The 22,497-nt window shown below is 42.1% G+C and carries 25 protein-coding genes and 1 riboswitch; of the genes, 22 read left to right on the top strand and 3 right to left on the bottom strand.

Annotated elements, in window-relative coordinates:
• Positions 1-8 precede the first annotated feature (8 nt).
• Positions 9-1,586, bottom strand: coding sequence for a phosphoglycerate dehydrogenase (gene serA / locus NSQ09_RS17440; RefSeq protein ID WP_004398713.1), 1,578 nt, complete (start codon positions 1,584-1,586; stop codon positions 9-11).
• A 208-nt stretch (positions 1,587-1,794) separates the two neighbouring features.
• Positions 1,795-1,929, top strand: a riboswitch (FMN riboswitch).
• A gap of 153 nt (positions 1,930-2,082) precedes the next feature.
• On the opposite strand from serA, the gene fmnP reads away from it, so the two are divergent.
• The gene (fmnP, locus tag NSQ09_RS17435; protein WP_004399159.1) at positions 2,083-2,655 is read left to right on the top strand and encodes a riboflavin transporter FmnP; all 573 of its coding nucleotides are present in this window, start codon (positions 2,083-2,085) and stop codon (positions 2,653-2,655) included.
• 39 nt (positions 2,656-2,694) lie between these two features.
• On the opposite strand, the gene NSQ09_RS17430 is transcribed toward fmnP, so the two are convergent.
• Positions 2,695-2,943 (bottom strand): ferredoxin, encoded by a 249-nt coding sequence (locus NSQ09_RS17430; RefSeq protein WP_003225461.1) that lies wholly within the window; start codon positions 2,941-2,943, stop codon positions 2,695-2,697.
• A 265-nt stretch (positions 2,944-3,208) separates the two neighbouring features.
• Between NSQ09_RS17430 and NSQ09_RS17425 the strand changes: the two genes are divergently transcribed.
• From NSQ09_RS17425 to fni, 17 genes are all read left to right on the top strand, one after another.
• A complete protein-coding gene (locus NSQ09_RS17425) occupies positions 3,209-4,267 on the top strand; it encodes a helix-turn-helix domain-containing protein (RefSeq protein WP_004398594.1) in 1,059 nt (352 codons plus the stop codon).
• A complete protein-coding gene (locus tag NSQ09_RS17420; protein ID WP_129137765.1) occupies positions 4,260-5,750 on the top strand; it encodes a RecQ family ATP-dependent DNA helicase in 1,491 nt (496 codons plus the stop codon). The genes NSQ09_RS17425 and NSQ09_RS17420 overlap by 8 nt, the downstream gene beginning before the upstream one ends.
• 26 nt (positions 5,751-5,776) lie before the next feature.
• Positions 5,777-6,379 carry a CPBP family intramembrane glutamic endopeptidase gene (locus NSQ09_RS17415; RefSeq protein WP_038429217.1) on the top strand — a complete coding sequence of 201 codons (603 nt, stop codon included), beginning with the start codon at positions 5,777-5,779 and terminating at the stop codon, positions 6,377-6,379.
• The gene (locus tag NSQ09_RS17410) at positions 6,330-7,067 is read left to right on the top strand and encodes a LysM peptidoglycan-binding domain-containing protein (RefSeq protein ID WP_042976401.1); all 738 of its coding nucleotides are present in this window, start codon (positions 6,330-6,332) and stop codon (positions 7,065-7,067) included. The genes NSQ09_RS17415 and NSQ09_RS17410 overlap by 50 nt, the downstream gene beginning before the upstream one ends.
• Positions 7,068-7,129: 62 nt before the next feature.
• A complete protein-coding gene (locus NSQ09_RS17405) occupies positions 7,130-7,573 on the top strand; it encodes a YpbF family protein (RefSeq protein ID WP_003230531.1) in 444 nt (147 codons plus the stop codon).
• Positions 7,574-7,659: 86 nt separating this feature from the next.
• The gene (locus NSQ09_RS17400) at positions 7,660-8,439 is read left to right on the top strand and encodes a metallophosphoesterase (protein WP_041053240.1); all 780 of its coding nucleotides are present in this window, start codon (positions 7,660-7,662) and stop codon (positions 8,437-8,439) included.
• A gap of 157 nt (positions 8,440-8,596) precedes the next feature.
• Positions 8,597-9,181 (top strand): genetic competence negative regulator, encoded by a 585-nt coding sequence (locus NSQ09_RS17395; protein WP_003230533.1) that lies wholly within the window; start codon positions 8,597-8,599, stop codon positions 9,179-9,181.
• A gap of 155 nt (positions 9,182-9,336) precedes the next feature.
• A complete protein-coding gene (gene gudB, locus NSQ09_RS17390; protein WP_003230536.1) occupies positions 9,337-10,611 on the top strand; it encodes an NAD-specific glutamate dehydrogenase in 1,275 nt (424 codons plus the stop codon).
• 107 nt (positions 10,612-10,718) lie between these two features.
• Positions 10,719-11,693, top strand: a complete 975-nt coding sequence (locus NSQ09_RS17385) for a YpdA family putative bacillithiol disulfide reductase (RefSeq protein ID WP_041053236.1) — start codon at positions 10,719-10,721, stop codon at positions 11,691-11,693.
• 119 nt (positions 11,694-11,812) lie between these two features.
• Positions 11,813-12,469 (top strand): glutamic-type intramembrane protease PrsW, encoded by a 657-nt coding sequence (gene prsW, locus NSQ09_RS17380; protein WP_014480144.1) that lies wholly within the window; start codon positions 11,813-11,815, stop codon positions 12,467-12,469.
• 152 nt (positions 12,470-12,621) lie between these two features.
• Complete coding sequence (gene sleB / locus NSQ09_RS17375) at positions 12,622-13,539, top strand: spore cortex-lytic enzyme (RefSeq protein ID WP_041336343.1); 918 nt, start codon at positions 12,622-12,624, stop codon at positions 13,537-13,539.
• A 34-nt stretch (positions 13,540-13,573) separates the two neighbouring features.
• Complete coding sequence (gene ypeB / locus NSQ09_RS17370) at positions 13,574-14,926, top strand: germination protein YpeB (RefSeq protein WP_003230547.1); 1,353 nt, start codon at positions 13,574-13,576, stop codon at positions 14,924-14,926.
• Between the two features lie 92 nt (positions 14,927-15,018).
• Positions 15,019-15,672: a cyclic di-GMP receptor DgrA gene (gene dgrA / locus NSQ09_RS17365; protein WP_341032202.1), complete on the top strand. Its 654-nt coding sequence runs from the start codon at positions 15,019-15,021 to the stop codon at positions 15,670-15,672.
• Between the two features lie 44 nt (positions 15,673-15,716).
• Positions 15,717-15,893, top strand: coding sequence for a YpfB family protein (locus tag NSQ09_RS17360; protein WP_341032199.1), 177 nt, complete (start codon positions 15,717-15,719; stop codon positions 15,891-15,893).
• Positions 15,894-15,971: 78 nt separating this feature from the next.
• On the top strand, positions 15,972-16,646 hold the full coding sequence (gene cmk, locus NSQ09_RS17355; RefSeq protein WP_128993068.1) for a (d)CMP kinase: 675 nt from the start codon (positions 15,972-15,974) through the stop codon (positions 16,644-16,646).
• 232 nt (positions 16,647-16,878) lie between these two features.
• Positions 16,879-18,027, top strand: a complete 1,149-nt coding sequence (gene rpsA, locus NSQ09_RS17350; protein WP_014477197.1) for a 30S ribosomal protein S1 — start codon at positions 16,879-16,881, stop codon at positions 18,025-18,027.
• A 12-nt stretch (positions 18,028-18,039) separates the two neighbouring features.
• Positions 18,040-19,089, top strand: coding sequence for a type 2 isopentenyl-diphosphate Delta-isomerase (gene fni, locus NSQ09_RS17345; RefSeq protein ID WP_341032196.1), 1,050 nt, complete (start codon positions 18,040-18,042; stop codon positions 19,087-19,089).
• Positions 19,090-19,131: 42 nt separating this feature from the next.
• Here the strand turns inward: fni and NSQ09_RS17340 are convergent, their stop codons facing one another.
• A complete protein-coding gene (locus NSQ09_RS17340; protein ID WP_003225499.1) occupies positions 19,132-19,263 on the bottom strand; it encodes a YpzI family protein in 132 nt (43 codons plus the stop codon).
• A gap of 77 nt (positions 19,264-19,340) precedes the next feature.
• Here NSQ09_RS17340 and NSQ09_RS17335 point away from each other — a divergent pair, with 77 nt between their 5' ends.
• The 4 genes from NSQ09_RS17335 (at position 19,341) to der (ending at position 22,485) form a co-directional block, all read left to right on the top strand.
• Entirely contained in the window at positions 19,341-19,940 is a 600-nt protein-coding gene (locus NSQ09_RS17335; protein ID WP_129137764.1) for a YphA family membrane protein, read from the top strand.
• Positions 19,937-20,830: a YIEGIA family protein gene (locus NSQ09_RS17330; protein ID WP_029946258.1), complete on the top strand. Its 894-nt coding sequence runs from the start codon at positions 19,937-19,939 to the stop codon at positions 20,828-20,830. The genes NSQ09_RS17335 and NSQ09_RS17330 overlap by 4 nt, the downstream gene beginning before the upstream one ends.
• On the top strand, positions 20,827-21,021 hold the full coding sequence (locus NSQ09_RS17325) for a capping complex subunit for YIEGIA (RefSeq protein WP_341032192.1): 195 nt from the start codon (positions 20,827-20,829) through the stop codon (positions 21,019-21,021). Before NSQ09_RS17330 ends, NSQ09_RS17325 begins: the two co-directional genes overlap by 4 nt.
• Positions 21,022-21,174: 153 nt before the next feature.
• On the top strand, positions 21,175-22,485 hold the full coding sequence (gene der, locus NSQ09_RS17320; protein WP_003230565.1) for a ribosome biogenesis GTPase Der: 1,311 nt from the start codon (positions 21,175-21,177) through the stop codon (positions 22,483-22,485).
• Positions 22,486-22,497 lie beyond the last annotated feature (12 nt).

The following is a 22,497-nucleotide window of genomic DNA, read 5'->3' as shown; positions in this document are numbered from 1 at the left end:
TTTTTTTATTATGGCAGATCAATGAGCTTCACAGACACAATATCAGGGACATTTGTTAGTTCTTTCACAATTTTATCTTCCAGATGTCTGTCAAAGGAAAGCATCATGATGGCTTCTCCGCCTTTTTCCTTACGGCCAACCTGCATAGTTGCAATGTTAATATCATTATCTCCGAGAATACGTCCTACTCGGCCGATGACACCTGTTGTATCTTGATGCTGGATATACACCAAGTGACCAGTCGGATAAAAATCAATATTAAATCCATTGATCTCGACAATTCGTTCTCCGAAATGAGGAATATACGTAGCCGTTACAGTAAAGGTGCTGCGGTCTCCTGTCACTTTTACGCTGATGCAGTTATCGTATCCAGATTCAGAAGAGGAAATTTTTTCACTGAAGCTAATGCCGCGTTCTTTTGCGACACCCCCGGCATTGACCTCGTTAACAGTAGAGTCAACGCGCGGTTTTAAAAAGCCTGACAGAAGGGCTTTTGTAATGAACGATGTTTCGAGTTTAGCAATTGTGCCTTCATATTGAATGGCAACATCCTGTACTGGTTCTTTCATGCACTGTGATACAAGGCTGCCAATTTTTCCTGCAATTTGATGGTAAGGCTTAATTTTAGCAAATTCATCTTTTGTCATGGCAGGCAGGTTGATAGCTGACATGACAGGCAGGCCTTTTGCGAACTGCAGAACTTCTTCTGACACTTGGGCGGCGACATTGAGCTGTGCTTCTTTCGTTGATGCTCCCAAGTGAGGAGTGGCAATGACTAATGGATGATCAACAAGTTTGTTGTCAACTGGCGGTTCGACTTCGAAAACGTCAAGCGCTGCTCCCGCAACATGCCCGTTTTCCAAAGCTTCGAGAAGTGCTGCTTCATCGATAATTCCGCCTCGCGCACAGTTAATTAAGCGAACGCCTTTTTTCGTTTTTGCAATCGTTTCTTTATTCAATAAGCCTTTTGTTTCTTTTGTTAAAGGCGTGTGAACGGTAATGATATCCGCACTTTCAAGCACTTCTTCAAATGTACGGCTGTTTACGCCGATTTTTTTCGCTCTTTCTTCCGTTAAGAAAGGATCAAAAACGTGCACAGTCATACCGAACGCTCTCGCACGCTGTGCAATTTCACTTCCGATTCGGCCTAATCCTACAATACCAAGCGTTTTTCCATAAAGCTCTGAACCGACATAAGCTGTGCGGTTCCACTCTCTGGATTTCACTGAGATATTAGCCTGGGGAATGTGTCTCATTAAAGAAGAGATCATTGCAAATGTATGCTCAGCTGTCGAAATGGTGTTGCCGTTCGGAGCATTGATCACGATTACCCCGTGTTTCGTAGCCTCATCAATATCGATATTATCGACACCGACACCGGCTCTTCCGACAATTTTTAAAGAAGTCATTTTGTTGAAAAGGTCTTCTGTTACTTTTGTCGCGCTTCGCACCAAAAGAGCATCAAAAGTATGTAATTCATCTTCTGCATCTGCTACGTTTTTTTGAACGATTTCAATAAAGTCTGATTCAATAAGTGGCTGTAAACCGTCGTTGCTCATTTTGTCTGAGACCAATACTCGAAACATCGTTAGATTTCCTCCTAAATTGACAAACTAAATATCTGATAATTTAACATATTCTCAAAAGAGTGTCAACGTGTATTGACGCAGTAAAGGATAAAAGTAAAGCCTAATAAATCAATGATCTGACAGCTTGCAGGTAATATATTTAATTTGAAGCAATTCTCTATACAGCCAACCAGTTATCGTTTATAATGTAATTAAATTTCATATGATCAATCTTCGGGGCAGGGTGAAATTCCCTACCGGCGGTGATGAGCCAATGGCTCTAAGCCCGCGAGCTGTCTTTACAGCAGGATTCGGTGAGATTCCGGAGCCGACAGTACAGTCTGGATGGGAGAAGATGGAGGTTCATAAGCGTTTTGAAATTGAATTTTTCAAACGTTTCTTTGCCTAGCCTAATTTTCGAAACCCCGCTTTTATATATGAAGCGGTTTTTTTATTGGCAGGAAAAGAACCTTTCCGTTTTCGAGTAAGATGTGATCGAAAAGGAGAGAATGAAGTGAAAGTAAAAAAATTAGTTGTGGTCAGCATGCTGAGCAGCATTGCATTTGTTTTGATGCTGTTAAATTTCCCGTTTCCGGGTCTTCCGGATTATTTAAAAATCGATTTTAGCGACGTTCCCGCAATTATTGCCATTCTGATTTACGGACCTTTGGCGGGTATTGCCGTAGAAGCGATAAAAAATGTTCTTCAGTATATCATTCAGGGAAGCATGGCCGGAGTTCCTGTAGGGCAAGTTGCGAATTTTATTGCAGGAACACTCTTTATATTGCCGACTGCTTTCTTATTTAAAAAACTCAACTCAGCAAAGGGCTTGGCTGTCAGCCTGCTTTTGGGAACTGCAGCGATGACCATTTTAATGAGTATTTTAAATTATGTTCTGATTCTTCCGGCATACACGTGGTTTTTACATTCACCGGCATTATCCGACAGCGCGCTAAAAACAGCAGTCGTCGCAGGTATCCTGCCGTTTAACATGATAAAAGGTATTGTAATTACGGTTGTATTCTCACTAATTTTTATCAAGCTTAAGCCATGGATTGAGCAGCAGCGAAGTGCACATATCCATTAAATAAAAAAGCTCCCGTTCGGGAGCTTTTTTTAGTTACTTCTATTCAAATTTAAGCGGGTCGCCTTCAAATGGCTCATCCGCCACTTTGATGGAATCAGTAGGGCATCCTTCAAATGCGTCAATCATATCTTCTTCCAGTACCTCAGGAACTTCGACAACACCTTTGTTTTCATCAAGCGTTACGAACGCGATGCCTTCATCATCGTAATCGTAAATGTCTGGTGCAGCAGCTCCGCAAGCGCCGCATGCAATACATGTATCTTTGTCTACGATTGTGTACTTTGCCATGAATAAAACCTCCCAGATTGTTCTTGGTGGAACAAATGGATCAATCTTTATATTTAATCAATTTAACACCTATTCCTCTTACTTATTGTAATGATGTTGCTGCCACATTTCAACAGAAAAATGATTGAGAATGCTTATCACATAAGGGGTTATCTACATAACATCCCCCTTAATGATGACTTTAAACGTCGATTTCTGTTTGAAATCTGTTAAAATAAAAAGAGCAAATCAACGATTTTTGTCAGGAAGAATGTAGGTGGATAGGTTGTCATTAAATTACTTCGATATTATGGTTCTCGATTGTCTTTGCAAAATAAACGGGGAACGGTCGGGAAGCGCTGTTTTTCACCTATTCAAAGGCAAGAGATCGTCACAAACCATTCAAGATGCCGGCTTATTTCAGACTGCAAAATACTTTGGAATGGCGGCAAAATGTTCGAGAAGCGATATTTCTGCGTCGCTTGACAAGCTTGAAAAGCATTCATATCTCGCGCCAATGTCTGAATCAGATACATACAAAGTGACAGCCAGCGGCGCAGCAGTTTTGAGACATGCCCTTAGCGAGCGGCCTTGGCCCGTTCATTGTCACGGCGCTCATTATCAGCAGGCTGCCGGCGTGCTTTGGAAAAGGCTTTCGCTGCTTGTGCAGGTCCTATCCCATAAACAGCAAGGGAGCAGGCAGTATATCCCTGTCACAAAGGATCATAAGACACTTCACTGGGTAAAGAAATACCTGTCCCGGCATACGGATCATATAGAGATGGCAAAAAGCCTTTTTGCCATGCTTGAGGCGCATTTGAAAAAGATTGAAAACAAAGCAGCGCAAATTTTTGTCTACTCCTTAACCTCGCACCATCGGATCGGTTATACGAGCAGGCAGCTTGCTGATACGCTGAAAGAAGACGAATGGTATGTCTATATCATGTTTTGGGCTTCGGTACATTATTTTATTCATTCTCTTCCGGAGTGTGAAGATGCTTTGTTAAAGGATCTCCTTTCTGATGTGCACTTAGATAATGCCCTGACAGAGTCGACGAGGAAAACATGGCAGATGGTCAAACAAGGGTTTCCGATACAGCGAATTGCTGAAATCAGAAAGCTGAAAACAGCGACGATTGAAGACCATATTGTCGAGATTTCTCTCCATGAGCCTGCGTTTATGATTAATGACTATGTATCAGCAGAAGACCAGCTTCAAATCGCAGAGTTTGCCAAACGGATGCGGACGAATAAAATCAAACAAATTCGCGACGGGCTGGAACAGCGGTTCAGCTACTTTCAAATCAGACTGGCATTGACAAAGCAGGTGCAGCAATATGACTAAATTACAGCAAACGTTATATCAGTTTTTTGGTTTTACTTCCTTTAAAAAAGGGCAGCAGGACATTATTGAAAGCATACTCAGCGGGAAGGATACCATTGCAATGCTCCCGACTGGGGGAGGGAAATCGCTTTGCTACCAGCTGCCTGGTTATATGCTTGACGGCATGGTATTAATCGTTTCTCCACTGCTTTCTTTAATGGAGGATCAGGTGCAGCAGCTCAAAGCCCGGGGGGAAAAGCGTGCTGCAGCTTTGAACAGCATGCTTAACAGGCAGGAAAGACAATTTGTTTTAGAACATATTCATCGATATAAATTTTTGTACTTGTCTCCTGAAGCTTTACAGTCTCCATATGTATTGGAAAAATTGAAAAGCGTTCCGATTAGCCTATTTGTTATTGACGAAGCGCATTGTATTTCTGAATGGGGACACGACTTCAGGCCTGATTATTCAAAGCTCGGACAGCTGAGAAAAAAACTTGGACACCCGCCCGTTCTGGCATTGACCGCCACGGCTACAAAGGAAACGCTGCAAGATGTCATGAACCTGCTGGAGCTGCAGCATGCTGTACGCCATCTCAACTCAGTCAACCGCCCAAACATCGCACTGAGGGTTGAAAATGCGGCGGATACTGCCAAAAAAATAGATAGGGTCATTCAGCTGGTTGAAAACCTGCAAGGTCCGGGAATTGTTTATTGTCCGACACGGAAATGGTCTGAGGAATTAGCGGGTGAAATTAAAAGCAAAACGAGCAGCAGAGCCGACTTTTACCATGGCGGTTTGGAGTCAGGGGACAGGATTTTAATTCAGCAGCAGTTTATTCATAACCAGCTTGATGTGATATGTTGTACGAATGCGTTTGGAATGGGTGTCGATAAACCTGATATCAGATATGTGATTCATTTTCACCTCCCGCAGACGGCAGAAGCTTTTATGCAGGAAATCGGCAGAGCGGGACGCGACGGAAAGCCGAGTGTCAGCATTTTGCTGCGGGCGCCAGGGGATTTTGAATTGCAGGAACAAATTATCCAGATGGAGAGTGTCTCAGCTGAAGAAATCGCCGACGTAATCCGTGTGCTAGAGAAGACGGAGGAGCGGGATGAGAGAAGGCTGCGTGACGTATTACTTCAGTATGGCGTCGGAGAGACACAGGCCCGTATGATGATTCATCTCTTTATGCAGGGAAAAACATCAGTTGAACTGATGAAGAAAGAAATTTCATATCGCATGGAGCTGAAGCTGGAAAAAATGCACCGTGTATCATTTTTGCTTCAGCGTGACGGCTGTTTAAGGCAGGCACTGTTAACCTACTTTGATGAATCATACGAGCCTGATGACGGAAACCTCCCGTGCTGTTCACATTGCGGTTTTGATTTATCCTTGTATGAACAAAAAGGGGAACGGAGTAAAATGGCGCCATTAGACAGCTGGAGTTCGGAATTGCACCGGATATTCAGCTTGCAGACTGTAGGTGAGCTGAACTGAAACAGCAAAAAGATTATATTCAGCATATGACTGACCATGATATGCTGAAGCAGTTATATTTGACGCAGCTACTCATCATCTTTGCCGCTGCTGCAGCAGGACTGTTCTTTTTTGAGGATGTACGGGACGTATTAAAGCTCTGGGACATTCGCGATATGCGAATCATCTGGTATGGTGTTTCTATAGCTGTTATTGTTATTTTAGCCGATATGGCAGTAATGAAATGGTTTCCGTCTCATTTATATGATGACGGCGGAATCAATAAAAAAATATTCAGTAAGAGGTCAATCCCTCATATTATATTTTTAACGCTTCTGATTGCTTTCGCGGAAGAAATGTTATTCAGAGGAGTGCTGCAGACTCATATCGGTTTATGGGCGGCCAGCCTTATATTTGCCGCTCTGCACTTTCGGTATTTGTCAAAATGGCTGTTATTTATTATGGTGACAGCAATCAGCTTTTTGCTCGGTCTGATGTATGAATGGACCGGCAACTTATTTGTTCCGATGACGGCGCATTTTATCATTGATGCCGTGTTTGCCTGTCAGATTCGTTTTGAACATGTGAGGAGGGATAAACATGACGAACATGTCGAGAGTAGAGAGAAGAAAAGCCCAGAATCTTTATGAAGATCAAAACGCCGCATTGGCGGACGATTATGCCGATGATGGAGAAAGCCTTCCGACAAGACAATCTGTAAAAAATCAAAGAGAACAGAAAAAAAAGCAAGGCAAAACAAAAACGCCATTATTCACAGTACTTGCAGTAATATTTGTATTTGTGCCGGTTATCGTTTTAGTCACCTTATTTTATCTAAAGAGCCACCCGGATAATCATGACGATTATGAAGATGTTTTTATTGACAGCAGCCAAAGCAAATATGAGGTTGTCCCGAAATCAGAGGATAAAAACGATACCGCAGACACTAAAGAAACCGCACTGCAGAAGGAGTCAAAAAAAGAGCCAGAAGATTCCAAGCCAAAAGAGCCGGCAAAAACAGCTGCTGATAAGAAACAGACTGCTGTAGCGGAAAAAGAAGACTCGCCAAATAAAGAGGAAGCAACCGCCGCGGCTGCTTCCTCTTCCCAATCAACAGTACAACAGCAAGAACAGCAACAGCAGCCGGCTGAGCCAGTTCAAAATGTGCCGAATCGCGTTGTCAAGCACACCGTCCAAAAGAAAGAAACGCTATACCGCATTTCCATGAAGTATTATAAAAGCCGGACAGGAGAAGAAAAAATTCGAGCGTATAATCATCTGAATGGAAATGATGTTTACACCGGACAAATTTTGGACATCCCCTTAATGGATGAATAGGGTATTATTTTTATTTTACGTTCATATATTGTAGCAATGAAAATGGACAAGGTGTGAAGCGTATGGAATCCTTATGGAATCAGCTGGATCAGTTTACAGACGCGCCGACCAAACAGATGCTCCAAGCGCTGGTAAAACGAAAACAAAAATTCGAAAATTATGCAGCACAATGCCGCAGATGGCGATGGGCTTCACTTATCTGCCTAGGCTTATTATGTGTTATGATCATGATCAAAAGCCCGGAGCCTCAGCTTATACTTCAAGAAATACTTAGCCATACCTTTTATTTATTTTGGATGCTGGCAACCGCTTTTGCCTACTGCACTTCATATTATTTCAAGAAAAAGGAAGAAAAATCCGAAACTGATTTCCATAAACTGAGATGTGAAATTATTCAGAAAAGCACTGATCTCTGGCCGCAGCCCGATAAATGGAAGGCGAGAGAGTCTGTTTTTCATATGATGAAGCACAAATATGACATTAATCTATATTTTGAAAGTAAATAAAATGGGGCGTTTTCTCAAACGATAGAAACGTCTTTTTTTTATTGTCCGTCTTATTGATAAGTTCTAAAAAGAATGGAGAGTTTTTTATGAAGCTATCAGTGAAAATTGCCGGTGTACTAACTGTTGCGGCAGCGGCAATGACGGCAAAAATGTATGCAACAGCAAAAGGCAATCATTTGAAGACACATACGTTTCCTTTATCAAAGATGAAGGGCAAGCCGCCTCTGACACTCTTTTTTATTTCAGACATTCACAAACGTCTCATCGATCAAGACCTTTTAGAAAAAGCGCGAAGCCATGCCCCCCACTTGGTTATAATCGGCGGTGATTTAGCTGAGGGCGGGGTGCCCAGTGCGAGAATCGAGGAAAACATCAAAAGGCTCGTACATTTCGGGGTTCCTATCGTGTTTGTGTGGGGGAATAATGATTATGAAGTCAGGCAGCATAAGCTGTATTCCATATTTAAAGAGCACGGCGTCATCACTCTGAGAAATGAGTCAGTCCCGTTTTCATACAATGGGCATACGATTGCGATTGCGGGGGTTGATGATATCAGGATGGAGATGGATCATTATGAGGAAGCCATCAAAGAACTTGATGAAAGCCAGCTGAATATTCTGGTTTGCCATAATCCGGAGATTCATGAACAAATCAATGAAGACGACGGTATTGATGTGATATTCAGCGGACATACCCATGGAGGCCAGATCAGGTTTGGAAAATTCGGCCCTTATGAACTGGGGAAAACAGGTATTGTTAAAAATGCGGCATATCTGATCAGCAACGGCTACGGCACGACAAAAGTGCCTCTTCGTTTAGGTGCTGAGCCTGAAACTCACATTGTGACTCTTTGCGGGCCAGAATAACTTCTAAAAAGCAAAAATCCGTGTGGTAAAAAAACTGCATTGTGCTTGTCTTACTAGTGAACTCGGTGTAAACTGATAACAATTAAGAACCTATGACTCATCATCTCATATAATGTGTTATATGATTTGTGTGCAAGTAGAGGCAGGAGGGAACGTTATGCGGCTTGAGCGTCTGAATTATAATAAGATCAAAATCTTTTTAACCCTCGATGATTTGACAGACCGGGGATTGACAAAAGAAGACCTCTGGAAGGACTCATTCAAAGTCCACCAGTTATTTAAAGATATGATGAATGAAGCAAATACAGAGCTCGGCTTTGAAGCGAATGGACCGATTGCAGTGGAAGTGTATTCTCTCCAAGCACAAGGGATGGTCGTGATTGTAACAAAGAACCAAGACGCCGATTCAGAAGACGATGAGTATGATGATGATTACATCGAAATGCAAGTCAAGCTTGATGAAAGCGCGGACATCATATATCAATTCCATTCCTTTGAAGATATCATTCAGCTTTCAGAAAGCTTACAGCGAATCGGTATCACAGGGGGAACTGTCTACCACTATGACGGGCAGTACTTTTTAAGCCTTGAAGATCTAGGGTCACATACGGCTGAAGGGGTTGTGGCGGTTCTGGCTGAATACGGCAATCCGACAACTTTAACGATTTATCGCCTGCAAGAGTATGGTAAGCTCATTATGGACGGTAATGCCGTAGAGACGATACAAACTCATTTTTCATAAGAATGCAACGGAAAACTGCTGATTTCAGCAGTTTTTTTTCGTTAAAAAACATGGAAAAACATAACGTTTATTCTATGCACAGATCATATGAAGGTGTATACTATTCTCTGAAAGGGAGCATGTGAGAAACAGAAGATTCTAGGAGGTTAACTCAAATGGCAGCCGATCGAAACACCGGTCATACAGAAGAGGACAAACTTGATGTATTAAAATCAACCCAAACCGTAATACATAAGGCTCTGGAAAAATTGGGATATCCCGAAGAGGTATACGAATTGTTAAAAGAGCCGATGAGATTATTAACGGTAAAAATACCTGTTCGTATGGACGACGGTTCAGTAAAGATTTTCACAGGATATCGTGCGCAGCACAATGACTCTGTCGGTCCAACGAAAGGCGGGATACGTTTTCACCCGAACGTAACAGAAAAAGAGGTGAAGGCGCTTTCAATTTGGATGAGTTTAAAATGCGGCATAATTGATCTTCCATATGGCGGTGGTAAAGGCGGAATTGTTTGTGATCCAAGGGATATGTCGTTTAGAGAGCTGGAGCGTCTGAGCAGAGGGTATGTCAGAGCGATCAGCCAAATTGTTGGCCCGACAAAAGACGTGCCGGCACCGGATGTATTTACAAACTCACAAATCATGGCTTGGATGATGGATGAGTATTCAAGAATTGATGAATTTAATTCGCCTGGATTTATTACAGGCAAACCGCTTGTGCTTGGCGGATCTCACGGGAGAGAATCTGCGACAGCAAAAGGTGTTACCATCTGTATTAAAGAAGCGGCTAAGAAGAGAGGCATCGATATTAAAGGTGCGCGTGTCGTTGTCCAAGGCTTCGGAAACGCGGGAAGCTATTTGGCAAAATTTATGCATGATGCGGGGGCAAAAGTTGTCGGCATCTCAGATGCGTATGGCGGACTTTATGATCCGGAAGGCCTTGATATCGATTATTTACTCGACCGACGCGACAGCTTTGGTACCGTAACAAAGCTTTTCAACGATACCATTACCAACCAAGAGCTGCTGGAGCTGGATTGTGATATTCTCGTTCCTGCTGCGATTGAAAATCAAATTACAGAAGAAAATGCCCATAATATCCGGGCTAAAATTGTCGTTGAAGCAGCGAATGGGCCAACAACGCTTGAAGGAACAAAAATTCTTTCAGACCGGGACATTCTGCTTGTACCAGACGTGCTGGCAAGTGCCGGTGGCGTAACAGTTTCTTATTTTGAATGGGTTCAGAATAACCAAGGCTTCTACTGGAGTGAAGAAGAGGTAGAAGAAAAATTAGAAAAAATGATGGTCAAATCATTTAACAATATTTATGAAATGGCTAACAACCGAAGAATTGACATGAGGCTCGCTGCATATATGGTCGGCGTTCGCAAAATGGCTGAAGCTTCGCGTTTTAGAGGCTGGATATAAGTTGATGATTTGCATAAAAATAAAAAATCTCCTATGATAAAATAGGAGATTTTTTTATTCGGAAATAGAAATATAAAGTGAAATGCCAATCGCAGGAGTTGACAGAAATGATTCAAGAAAAAGCAATTATTATAGGCGGAGGGCCTTGCGGACTATCTGCTGCCATTCACCTAAAAGAAATTGGCATTGATGCCCTCGTCATCGAAAAAGGCAATGTCGTTAACAGTATTTACAATTATCCGACGCATCAAACCTTTTTCAGCTCAAGTGAAAAGCTCGAAATCGGAGATGTGGCATTTATTACGGAAAGCAGGAAGCCTGTCAGAATTCAGGCTTTATCGTATTACCGGGAAGTCGTCAAACGGAAAAACATCCGTGTTAACGCATTTGAAATGGTGCATAAAGTGACGAAAACGGAAAATAATACATTTGTTATTGAGACGTCAAAAGAGACCTACAAGACGCCATATTGTATCATCGCTACAGGTTATTATGATCATCCAAACTATATGAATGTACCCGGTGAGAATTTGCCGAAAGTATTTCATTATTTTAAAGAAGGCCACCCGTATTTTGATAAAGATGTTGTTGTCATCGGCGGGAAAAATTCAAGCGTGGATGCTGCCCTTGAACTCGTGAAATCTGGGGCGCGTGTCACAGTTTTATATAGGGGCAATGAGTATTCTCTAAGCATTAAGCCGTGGATTCTGCCGGAATTTGAAGCCCTCGTCAGAAACGGTACAATCCGTATGGAATTTGGCGCGTGTGTCGAAAAAATCACTGAGGATGAAGTTGTGTTTCGCTCCGGAGAGAAAGAACTCATTACCATTAAAAATGATTTTGTATTTGCCATGACAGGCTATCATCCCGATCATCAATTTCTTGAAAAAATTGGTGTTGAAATTGATAAAGAAACAGGGCGTCCATTTTTCAACGAAGAAACGATGGAAACGAACGTTGAAGGTGTCTTTATTGCCGGGGTTATTGCTGCGGGAAATAATGCAAATGAAATATTTATTGAAAACGGCAGGTTTCACGGGGGGCATATCGCAGCGGAAATCGCCAAAAGAGAAAACCTTTAAAGATGAGGAGCATATGATGCATTCGTATGCTCTTTTTGTTTTTTTAAGTGCAGACAGATGTAAAATTTTAAACAACATGGTAGGATAGACGTAGGAATATAAAGGAAAGAGGTTGCCTGATGTTTGCAATCATCTCTGCAGGAATTGCCCCCGGCATCGCGTTATTAAGTTATTTTTATTTAAAAGATCAGTATGATAATGAACCTGTACATATGGTGCTTCGGTCGTTTTTTCTCGGGGTTGTTCTTGTATTTCCCATCATGTTTATCCAGTATGTACTTGAAAAAGAGAATGTAGGAGGCGGAAGCTTTTTCGTTTCTTTTTTATCTTCGGGGTTTTTGGAGGAATCATTAAAATGGTTTATACTGATGATCAGTGTTTACCCGCACGCCCACTTTGATGAGCATTATGACGGGATTGTGTACGGTACAAGTGTATCACTCGGTTTTGCAACCCTCGAAAATATTCTTTATTTAATTGGCCACGGCGTAGAGCATGCGTTTGTCAGGGCGCTGCTGCCTGTTTCATGCCATGCCTTGATTGGCGTTATAATGGGATTTTACCTTGGAAAAGCCCGTTTTTCCGCTGATAAGGCGCGTGTAAAGTGGCTTACTCTTTCTTTAGTTGTCCCATCCCTTTTGCATGGATCATATGATTTTATCCTAACAGCGCTTAGCAATTGGATTTATTATATGCTTCCATTTATGGTATTTTTATGGTGGTTTGGTTTGCGTAAAGCGAAAAAAGCCCGTTCCGTTAATATGATGCAAGTATAGAAGCCGCACAGCAACCGTGCGGCTTTTTTGCGTGCAGTTTTTACAAAAGAGTTTTGATGTTCTGAGGGATAACAAGGAAAGAGTGTATAAAAATAACCTCGTTACAGAAAATACGATTACACTTAAAAATTTGCAGTAGGAGGCTTGAAAAGATGAAGTCCAAAGGATCGATTATGGCATGTCTCATCCTTTTTTCCTTTACAATAACGACGTTTATTAATACTGAAACGATCTCTGCCTTTTCGAATCAGGTCATTCAAAGAGGGGCAACAGGGGATGATGTGGTCGAGCTTCAGGCGCGTCTTCAATACAACGGATATTATAACGGAAAAATTGACGGGGTTTATGGATGGGGGACGTACTGGGCAGTTCGAAATTTTCAGGATCAATTCGGGTTAAAAGAGGTTGACGGCCTTGTAGGAGCTAAAACAAAGCAAACCTTAATATGTAAATCAAAATACTATCGTGAATATGTCATGGAACAACTCAATAAAGGGAACACATTCACGCATTACGGAAAAATTCCGCTGAAGTATCAGACGAAACCGTCAAAAGCAGCAACACAAAAAGCAAGACAGCAAGCGGAAGCGAGGCAGAAACAGCCTGCGGAAAAAACAACGCAGCAGCCTAAAGCGAATGCGAATAAACAGCAAAACAATACACCAGCAAAAGCAAGAAAACAGGATGCGGTAGCAGCGAACATGCCTGGTGGATTTTCCAACAACGATATCAGGCTGCTTGCTCAAGCGGTTTATGGCGAAGCCCGGGGCGAGCCGTACGAGGGGCAGGTTGCTATTGCAGCAGTCATTTTAAACCGTTTGAACAGCCCGTTATTTCCAAATTCAGTAGCGGGGGTTATTTTTGAGCCGCTTGCCTTCACAGCAGTATCTGACGGACAAATTTACATGCAGCCGAATGAAACGGCCCGAGAAGCAGTGCTGGATGCCATCAATGGCTGGGACCCATCAGAGGAAGCACTTTACTACTTTAATCCGGATACGGCTACAAGTCCGTGGATTTGGGGGCGTCCGCAGATTAAAAGAATCGGTAAACACATTTTCTGTGAGTAGCAGATATGAGAAAGCATAAAAAGAGGTGTGATAAATGATCAGAGGAATTTTAATCGCCGTGCTTGGTATTGCAATAGTCGGTACAGGCTACTGGGGATACAAAGAACACCAAGAAAAAGACGCAGTTCTTCTTCATGCTGAAAATAACTATCAGCGGGCGTTTCATGAGCTTACCTATCAGGTGGATCAGCTTCATGATAAAATCGGAACAACACTTGCCATGAACAGCCAAAAATCACTGTCGCCTGCATTGATCGATGTGTGGAGGATTACTTCTGAAGCACATAACAGCGTCAGTCAGCTGCCGCTTACATTAATGCCGTTTAATAAAACTGAAGAGCTATTATCAAAGATCGGCGATTTCAGCTATAAAACGTCAGTCAGAGATTTGGACCAAAAGCCGCTTGATAAAAACGAGTATACATCACTAAATAAGCTATATCAGCAGTCCGAAGATATACAAAATGAATTGCGCCATGTTCAGCACCTTGTCATGAGCAAAAACCTTCGCTGGATGGATGTCGAAATGGCCCTGGCTTCTGACGAAAAACAAAGTGATAATACGATTATCAACAGCTTTAAAACAGTCGAAAAAAATGTTGGTGCATTCTCCACGGGCACTGATCTTGGCCCGAGTTTCACCAGCACGAAAAAAGAAGAGAAAGGCTTCAGCCATCTGAAGGGAAAACAAATTTCTGAACAGGAAGCAAAACAAATTGCTGAGCGCTTTGCCCCAGATGACAATTATTCAATTAAAGTGGTGAAGAGCGGAAAAAAAACAAATCGCGATGTATATAGCATCAGCATGAAAGACCCAGACCATAAAGCAGTGATTTATATGGATATTACGAAGAAGGGCGGGCATCCGGTATATTTGATCCAAAACAGAGAAGTGAAAGATCAGAAAATCAGTTTAAATGACGGATCGAACCGAGCGCTTGCATTTTTAAAGAAAAACGGATTTGAAACAGATGATTTGGAAATTGATGAAAGTGCCCAATATGATAAAATCGGTGTATTTTCATATGTTCCTGTTGAAAATAAAGTCCGGATGTACCCGGAGGCAATTCGTATGAAAGTGGCCTTGGATGACGGTGAGGTTGTCGGCTTTTCAGCAAGAGACTTCCTCACATCTCACAGAAAAAGAACCATACCTAAGCCTGCAATTACTGAAGCAGAGGCAAAGTCTAAATTAAATAAAAATGTACAAGTGAGAGAAACAAGGCTCGCTTTGATTACAAATGAACTAGGTCAAGAAGTGTTATGTTACGAAATGCTTGGAACAATTGAAAATGACACATTCAGAATGTATATCAATGCCAAAGACGGATCGGAAGAAAAGGTTGAAAAACTAAAAAATGCAGAACCTATATATAAAGACCTATAAAAACAGGAGGAAAGGACTAAATGTCTTTTCCTTTTTTTCATTACGTGCTTTAATAAAAACGTGAGTATATTGAATGCGAAAGAGTGAAGTCAATGATAGAGATTGGAGAAACTGTACTTTTAGAATATATAGAAGAAAATGAATTGAAAAAGGCAAAAAGCAAGGCGGTCAGCATCGAAAACAATGAACTTTTGATCGCGTATCCTGTTGATGTAGTTACAGGGCGAACTGTGATTTTACATAACGATATGGAAGTAACGGTAGAGTTTGTGGGAAAAGACGAAGTTCCTTATCGCTTTATAAGCCGTATAAAAGGTAAAGTGAAGGACAAACTTCAAATGATCTGTCTTGAAGTGCCTCCACGTGAAAAAATGAAAAGAATCCAGCGCCGCCAATATGTAAGAACTGATGCGGTATTAGATGTGCAAATTCTGCCGGGAAATGAAGAAGAGATCCGCACACTATCTTATAACATCAGTGCAGGCGGCATCGCCGTGGTTTTAGCTGATGGCCTTTCTTTTCAATCGGGGGAATCATTGCGCCTGATCATCCGTCTTCCTGAAGAGGAGCACACACGTCAAATAGAAACAGAAGCAGTTGTCAGACGAATCTTTAATGACCCCAAGTCAGAAAAACGAAAAATGACTTTAGAGTATTCAGAAATTGCAGCAGGTGACCAGCAGGCTTTGCTTCAATACTGCATCAGGCGCCAGTTAAATAAGAGAAGAAAGGCCCGAATGGAATAAACATCGGCAAACACTTCCATACTATTTGTAATGGAGGTGCTCCAATGAAAACATTTGAACGGCTGCTGATCAAATTATTGTTCATTCAGGCCATCATTTTACTTAGTGTCCAATTTCTTTTTCACTATCAGCATATTGAACCATACGTATCAAAAGTGATTCAATATGAAGGGGTGGATAAAATGGAGGAAAACAATAGGATTGAAACCTTCAAACATTAATTATTCATCAATTTTTCACCCTTTTTCATAAAGTTCGTGATACAATCCATAGAGGAGAAAAGAGCAAGGAGAGGAATTATGGAAAAGAAATTATCGATTGCAATCGACGGCCCGGCAGCTGCGGGGAAAAGCACCGTTGCCAAAATTGTGGCTGAGAAAAAATCGTACATATATATTGATACAGGAGCGATGTATCGGGCGATTACGTACGCGGCTTTACAGGAAAACGTTGATCTGACAGATGAAGAAAAACTGGCTGAGCTGCTAAAGCGGACAGACATTGAGCTGATTACAACAAAAGATGGACAAAAAGTGCTTGTAAACGGCACCGATGTAACTGAGGCGATCAGAACAGATGAAATAAGCAACCAAGTTTCAATTGCGGCCAAGCACAGAAGTGTCAGAGAAGAAATGGTGAAACGCCAGCAGCAGCTTGGGGAAAAAGGCGGCGTCGTCATGGATGGTCGTGACATCGGGACGCATGTGCTGCCAAATGCAGAAGTAAAAATCTTTCTTTTGGCATCTGTGGAAGAGAGAGCGAAACGCCGTTATGAAGAAAATGTAAAAAAAGGCTTTGATGTCAACTACGAAACATTAATTGAGGAAATTGCAAGAAGAGACAAGCTTGATTCAGAGCGCGAAGTATCTCCGCTGCGTAAAGCAGAAGACGCTCTTGAAATCGACACGACATCGCTTTCCATTCAAGAGGTAGCTGATAAAATCCTCGAGGCTGTGGAGCAAAAGTCCCGCTGAGGATGGCAAATGCCACTTTTTTTGAATTTTTCAACGAAGATAGAATGTTATTGCTTGACAAACCTGTCCTTTTATTAGAAGTTAATACTAATAAAACTTTTTATTGATCATTCAAAAAACTTTTTTGGATGATTCTTTAATACATATTCGGCTAAAAGCGGGCATGTTATATGTTCAGCTTTCAAACCGTTTTAATTAAGCTGTGTAGGTTTGGACCAAGGAGGTTATTCAAATGACAGAGGAAATGAATCAAATTGATGTTCAAGTGCCAGAGGTTGGAGATGTAGTTAAAGGGATTGTGACAAAGGTAGAAGACAAACATGTAGATGTAGAAATCATCAATGTCAAACAATCCGGTATTATTCCAATCAGTGAATTATCAAGTCTTCATGTAGAGAAAGCATCGGATGTTGTTAAAGTAGACGACGAGCTTGACCTGAAAGTAACAAAAGTGGAAGACGATGCTTTGATTTTATCTAAACGTGCTGTTGATGCAGACCGCGCTTGGGAAGACCTTGAGAAAAAATTTGAAACAAAAGAAGTGTTTGAAGCTGAAGTGAAAGATGTCGTGAAAGGCGGCCTCGTCGTTGATATCGGCGTTCGCGGTTTTATTCCGGCATCACTTGTTGAAGCACATTTCGTTGAAGACTTCACTGACTATAAAGGAAAAACACTGTCACTGCTCGTTGTAGAGCTTGACCGTGATAAAAACCGCGTGATCCTTTCACACCGTGCTGTTGTTGAAAGTGAACAAGCGAATAAAAAACAAGAACTTCTTCAGTCTCTTGAAGTTGGAAGTGTACTTGATGGCAAAGTACAGCGCCTGACTGATTTTGGCGCGTTTGTTGATATCGGCGGCATCGATGGACTTGTACACATTTCACAGCTTTCCCACTCTCATGTAGAGAAGCCGTCTGACGTTGTTGAAGAGGGACAAGAAGTAAAAGTGAAAGTGTTATCGGTTGACCGTGATAATGAACGTATTTCTTTATCGATCAAAGATACACTGCCTGGACCTTGGAGCCAAATCGGCGAAAAAGTGAAGCCTGGCGATGTGCTTGAAGGAACTGTACAGCGTCTTGTAAGCTTCGGTGCCTTTGTTGAAATCCTTCCAGGTGTTGAAGGTCTCGTTCATATTTCTCAAATTTCCAATAAACACATCGGCACGCCGCATGAAGTCCTTGAAGAAGGACAGACTGTAAAAGTGAAGGTTCTTGATGTGAATGAAAATGAGGAGCGCATTTCATTAAGCATGCGTGAACTTGAAGAAACGCCTAAAGCTGACCAGGAAGATTACCGTCAATATCAAGCGAAGGAAGAAACAAGCACTGGCTTCCAGCTTGGAGATCTGATCGGAGATAAGCTGAATAAACTAAAATAATTGGTGATAAACGTGACTCGAGCAGAACGAAAAAGACAACACATCAATCATGCCTTGTCCACCGGCCAGAAGCGGGAAACAGGTCTTGATGATATTACGTTTGTTCACGTCAGTCTGCCCGATCTTGCATTAGAACAAGTAGATATTTCCACAAAAATCGGCGAACTTTCAAGCAGTTCGCCGATTTTTATCAATGCAATGACTGGCGGCGGTGGAAAACTTACATATGAGATTAATAAATCGCTTGCGCGAGCGGCTTCTCAGGCTGGAATTCCCCTTGCTGTGGGATCGCAAATGTCAGCATTAAAAGATCCATCAGAGCGTCTTTCCTATGAAATTGTTCGAAAGGAAAACCCAAACGGGCTGATTTTTGCCAACCTGGGAAGCGAGGCAACGGCTGCTCAGGCAAAGGAAGCTGTTGAGATGATTGGAGCAAACGCACTGCAGATCCACCTCAATGTGATTCAGGAAATTGTGATGCCTGAAGGAGACAGAAGCTTTAGCGGCGCACTGGAACGTATTGAACAAATTTGCAGTCATGTCAGTGTACCAGTCATTGTGAAAGAAGTCGGATTCGGTATGAGCAAAGCATCAGCAGGAAAGCTGTATGAAGCTGGTGCTGCAGCTATTGATATTGGCGGTTATGGGGGAACAAATTTCTCGAAAATCGAAAATCTCCGAAGACAGCGGCAAATCTCCTTTTTTAACTCGTGGGGGATTTCGACAGCTGCAAGTTTGGCGGAAATCCACTCTGAGTTTCCTGCAAGCACCATGATCGCCTCTGGCGGTCTGCAAGATGCACTTGATGTGGCAAAGGCAATTGCGCTTGGGGCCTCTTGCACCGGAATGGCAGGGCATTTTTTAAAAGCGCTGACTGACAGCGGTGAGGAAGGACTGCTTGAGGAGATTCAGCTGATCCTTGAGGAATTAAAGATGATTATGACCGTGCTGGGCGCCAGAACGATTGACGATTTACAAAAGGCGCCCCTTGTGATCAAAGGTGAAACCCATCATTGGCTCACAGAGAGAGGGATCAATACATCAAGCTATAGTGTGCGATAAATGATGAAAGCCCAAAACCATATGTGGTTTGGGCTTTTTGTATTATGATTTTCGCTTTTTGAATCTTCCGTTTTGTTCAAGGCTTGTCGCTCCGTCATAGTGAATGGACTGGTCGCGGTCTGATTCGACTCTGCCTGAAGCTTTGAGTTTTTTCTCTTGTCTGTCTTTTCCCATGATCATACTCCTTAATGTGAGATCGATTGTTTAAAAAATGTGCTTGAACTCCATACTGGGAATATGGAGGAAGTAAAATGGAACAATTTTATTACTATTGGTCAATGTGGTTTCTGTGGGTTTTGACAACATTTATTTTTGAAAAGACGAAAAGACGAATTGCCGTCTCTGTCTTTATTTTAACTAATATTATTCTAAGCATACATGACATCGCTTTATATTTTTCCCTGAATGCTGCATATATGATGTTTTTCGTTTGCGGATGTGTCTATGCCGGGTTTTTGAGAATGTATCGTTTTCGTTACATCATGGTCTATCTGACGCTTGTTGCCGCGTATGCGTTTGTTTATCTTTTTGCATTATATGACCCGGTTTGGTTCATCATAAAACCTGAGTGGGCTGCTGTTATATTAATAGTGCTTTTAACAGCTTCTGTTGAAAGGAATTTTGAGAAGCAGCTTGTCTTATTTGTTCTAGGGATGTGCCAAGGCGAACTGGTGTATTCATTTGTGATCCAGAAGTTGGCCGGGGCTATGGCTGTCGGCGGCTTTCAATGGCTGAATGCGTGTTCTGCGGGGATGATATTGCTGTTTGGCATATCTAAATACGAACACCTCGCAAGCCAGATTAGTCAGAAAAGCAAAAGATCAAACAAAGGAGCTACCAAAATGTCATGAGTGATTACATCTATCCGATTATTGCTGGGGTCATTGCCGGAATTGCGACAAGGCTTTATATGCTGAAAACAGATTACCGCCAGTATCCCACCTATGTTCATGGGAAAGTGATTCACATCGCACTGGGGTTGATAGCGGCTGGTTTAGGTGCAATTATTATGCCGGCGCTTTTGCAGGAGGAATTTACGGCCATCACATTTTTAACATTGGCAGCGACGCAATTTAGAGATGTCCGAAACATGGAGCGGAACACATTGACGCAAATGGATTCGTATGAGCTTGTCTCAAGAGGAAGCACATATATTGAGGGGATTGCCATTGCGTTTGAAAGCAGAAATTATATTGTGATCTTTACAGCGCTTTTGACAACCTCTGCGTATGTGTTTTTATCCATCTGGGCTGCAGTCATAGCGGCTGTCGTTTGTTTTTTACTGGCCATGAAGTTTATGTCGGGCAGTGTGTTGAAGGATATTGTAGACATCGAGTACATAAAGCCGCGCTTTGACGGTCCGGGACTGTTTATTGATAATATTTATATGATGAATATCGGGCTTCCAGAGAAACAGGAACTGATTTTAAAGCATGGCATGGGCTTTATCTTAACGCCAAAAAACTTTAATTCAGCAGCGACGATAGCAAATTTAGGGCAGCGTCAGGCCATTTTATTTGATGTTTCCAATGTGCTCGGGGTTTATCGGGATTCAGGAGAGCCATCTTTGACACCAATTGCAAAACGGGATTTAAATGATGGGAGAGTGGCAGTATTTGTTCTCCCGCAAATTCACCATCCCGAAACGGCTGTTCAAATTATTAGCAATGTTCCAACCCTGGAAAATGCGATTAGAATGCCGACTGAATTTATCAAGAATCAGGATAAGGTGATAGGATGAGTGAATCTCTTACGAAAGTGATTTTGTCTATAATCACGACAAATCGAAACCGGGCTGCAGGGGGAGCACCTGTCTTTTTTTGCAATGACCAAAAGGAGATGGAGCTTTTCGCTAAAAATCTTGAAGCGATCCTTGATGGAATAGCTCACAGAATCGGAGATGACGTGTATTTGATCGTGAAACATTTTTAAGAATAGTTGTGATCCCAGTAAAAACTGATATAATAAATGAGTTAAGCCCTTCCTCTGAAGGGTTTCTTTTCATAAAAGTGAATGAACTGATTTTAATAACCGGTTGAAAATTTATGTAAAAATGAAAGCGGCTGGATTGAAAGGAAGGGTACTATGGGTAAACCTGTCGTAGCCATTGTCGGGAGACCAAATGTAGGAAAATCCACAATCTTTAACCGGATTGCGGGAGAAAGAATTTCAATTGTAGAAGATACCCCTGGCGTGACAAGGGATCGGATATACAGCTCGGCTGAATGGCTGAATTATGATTTTAATTTGATTGATACGGGCGGTATTGATATCGGTGATGAGCCGTTCTTAGCGCAGATTCGCCAGCAGGCTGAAATCGCCATGGATGAAGCGGACGTGATTATTTTTATGGTGAACGGCCGTGAAGGCGTGACAGCTGCTGATGAAGAAGTGGCGAAAATTTTGTACCGCACAAAAAAGCCTGTTGTTTTAGCGGTTAATAAACTGGATAACACAGAAATGAGAGCGAATATTTATGATTTTTATTCGCTAGGCTTTGGCGAGCCATATCCAATTTCGGGAACACACGGACTCGGACTGGGTGATTTACTGGATGCCGTTGCAGAGCATTTTAAAAACATTCCTGAAACGAAATACAATGAAGAAGTTATTCAATTCTGTCTGATCGGACGTCCAAATGTCGGAAAGTCCTCACTTGTGAATGCGATGCTCGGCGAAGAACGCGTTATTGTCAGCAACGTGGCTGGAACGACAAGAGATGCTGTTGATACGTCATTTACTTACAACCAGCAGGAGTTTGTCATTGTCGATACTGCAGGTATGCGAAAAAAAGGGAAAGTCTATGAAACGACTGAGAAGTATAGTGTACTGCGGGCGCTGAAAGCGATTGACCGCTCAGAAGTCGTGGCGGTTGTGCTGGATGGCGAAGAAGGCATTATTGAACAGGATAAGCGCATCGCCGGCTATGCACACGAAGCGGGCAAGGCCGTCGTCATCGTCGTAAACAAATGGGATGCTGTTGACAAAGATGAGAGCACGATGAAAGAATTTGAAGAAAATATTCGCGATCATTTTCAATTTCTGGATTATGCGCCAATCCTATTTATGTCTGCCTTAACGAAAAAACGGATCCATACTCTGATGCCTGCGATTATCAAAGCTAGTGAAAATCATTCACTTCGAGTTCAGACAAACGTCTTAAATGATGTCATCATGGACGCTGTGGCAATGAATCCGACACCGACTCATAACGGTTCTCGTTTGAAAATTTACTATGCGACTCAAGTGTCGGTAAAGCCGCCAAGCTTCGTTGTGTTTGTAAACGATCCGGAATTGATGCATTTTTCATACGAACGGTTTTTAGAAAACCGAATCAGAGACGCGTTCGGTTTTGAGGGGACACCAATCAAAATATTTGCAAGAGCTAGAAAATAAAAAGGTGTGAAG

Source organism: Bacillus sp. FSL W8-1202, assembly GCF_038006165.1.
GTDB classification, from domain to species: domain Bacteria; phylum Bacillota; class Bacilli; order Bacillales; family Bacillaceae; genus Bacillus; species Bacillus subtilis.
This window is presented reverse-complemented; position numbering and strand designations above follow the sequence as displayed.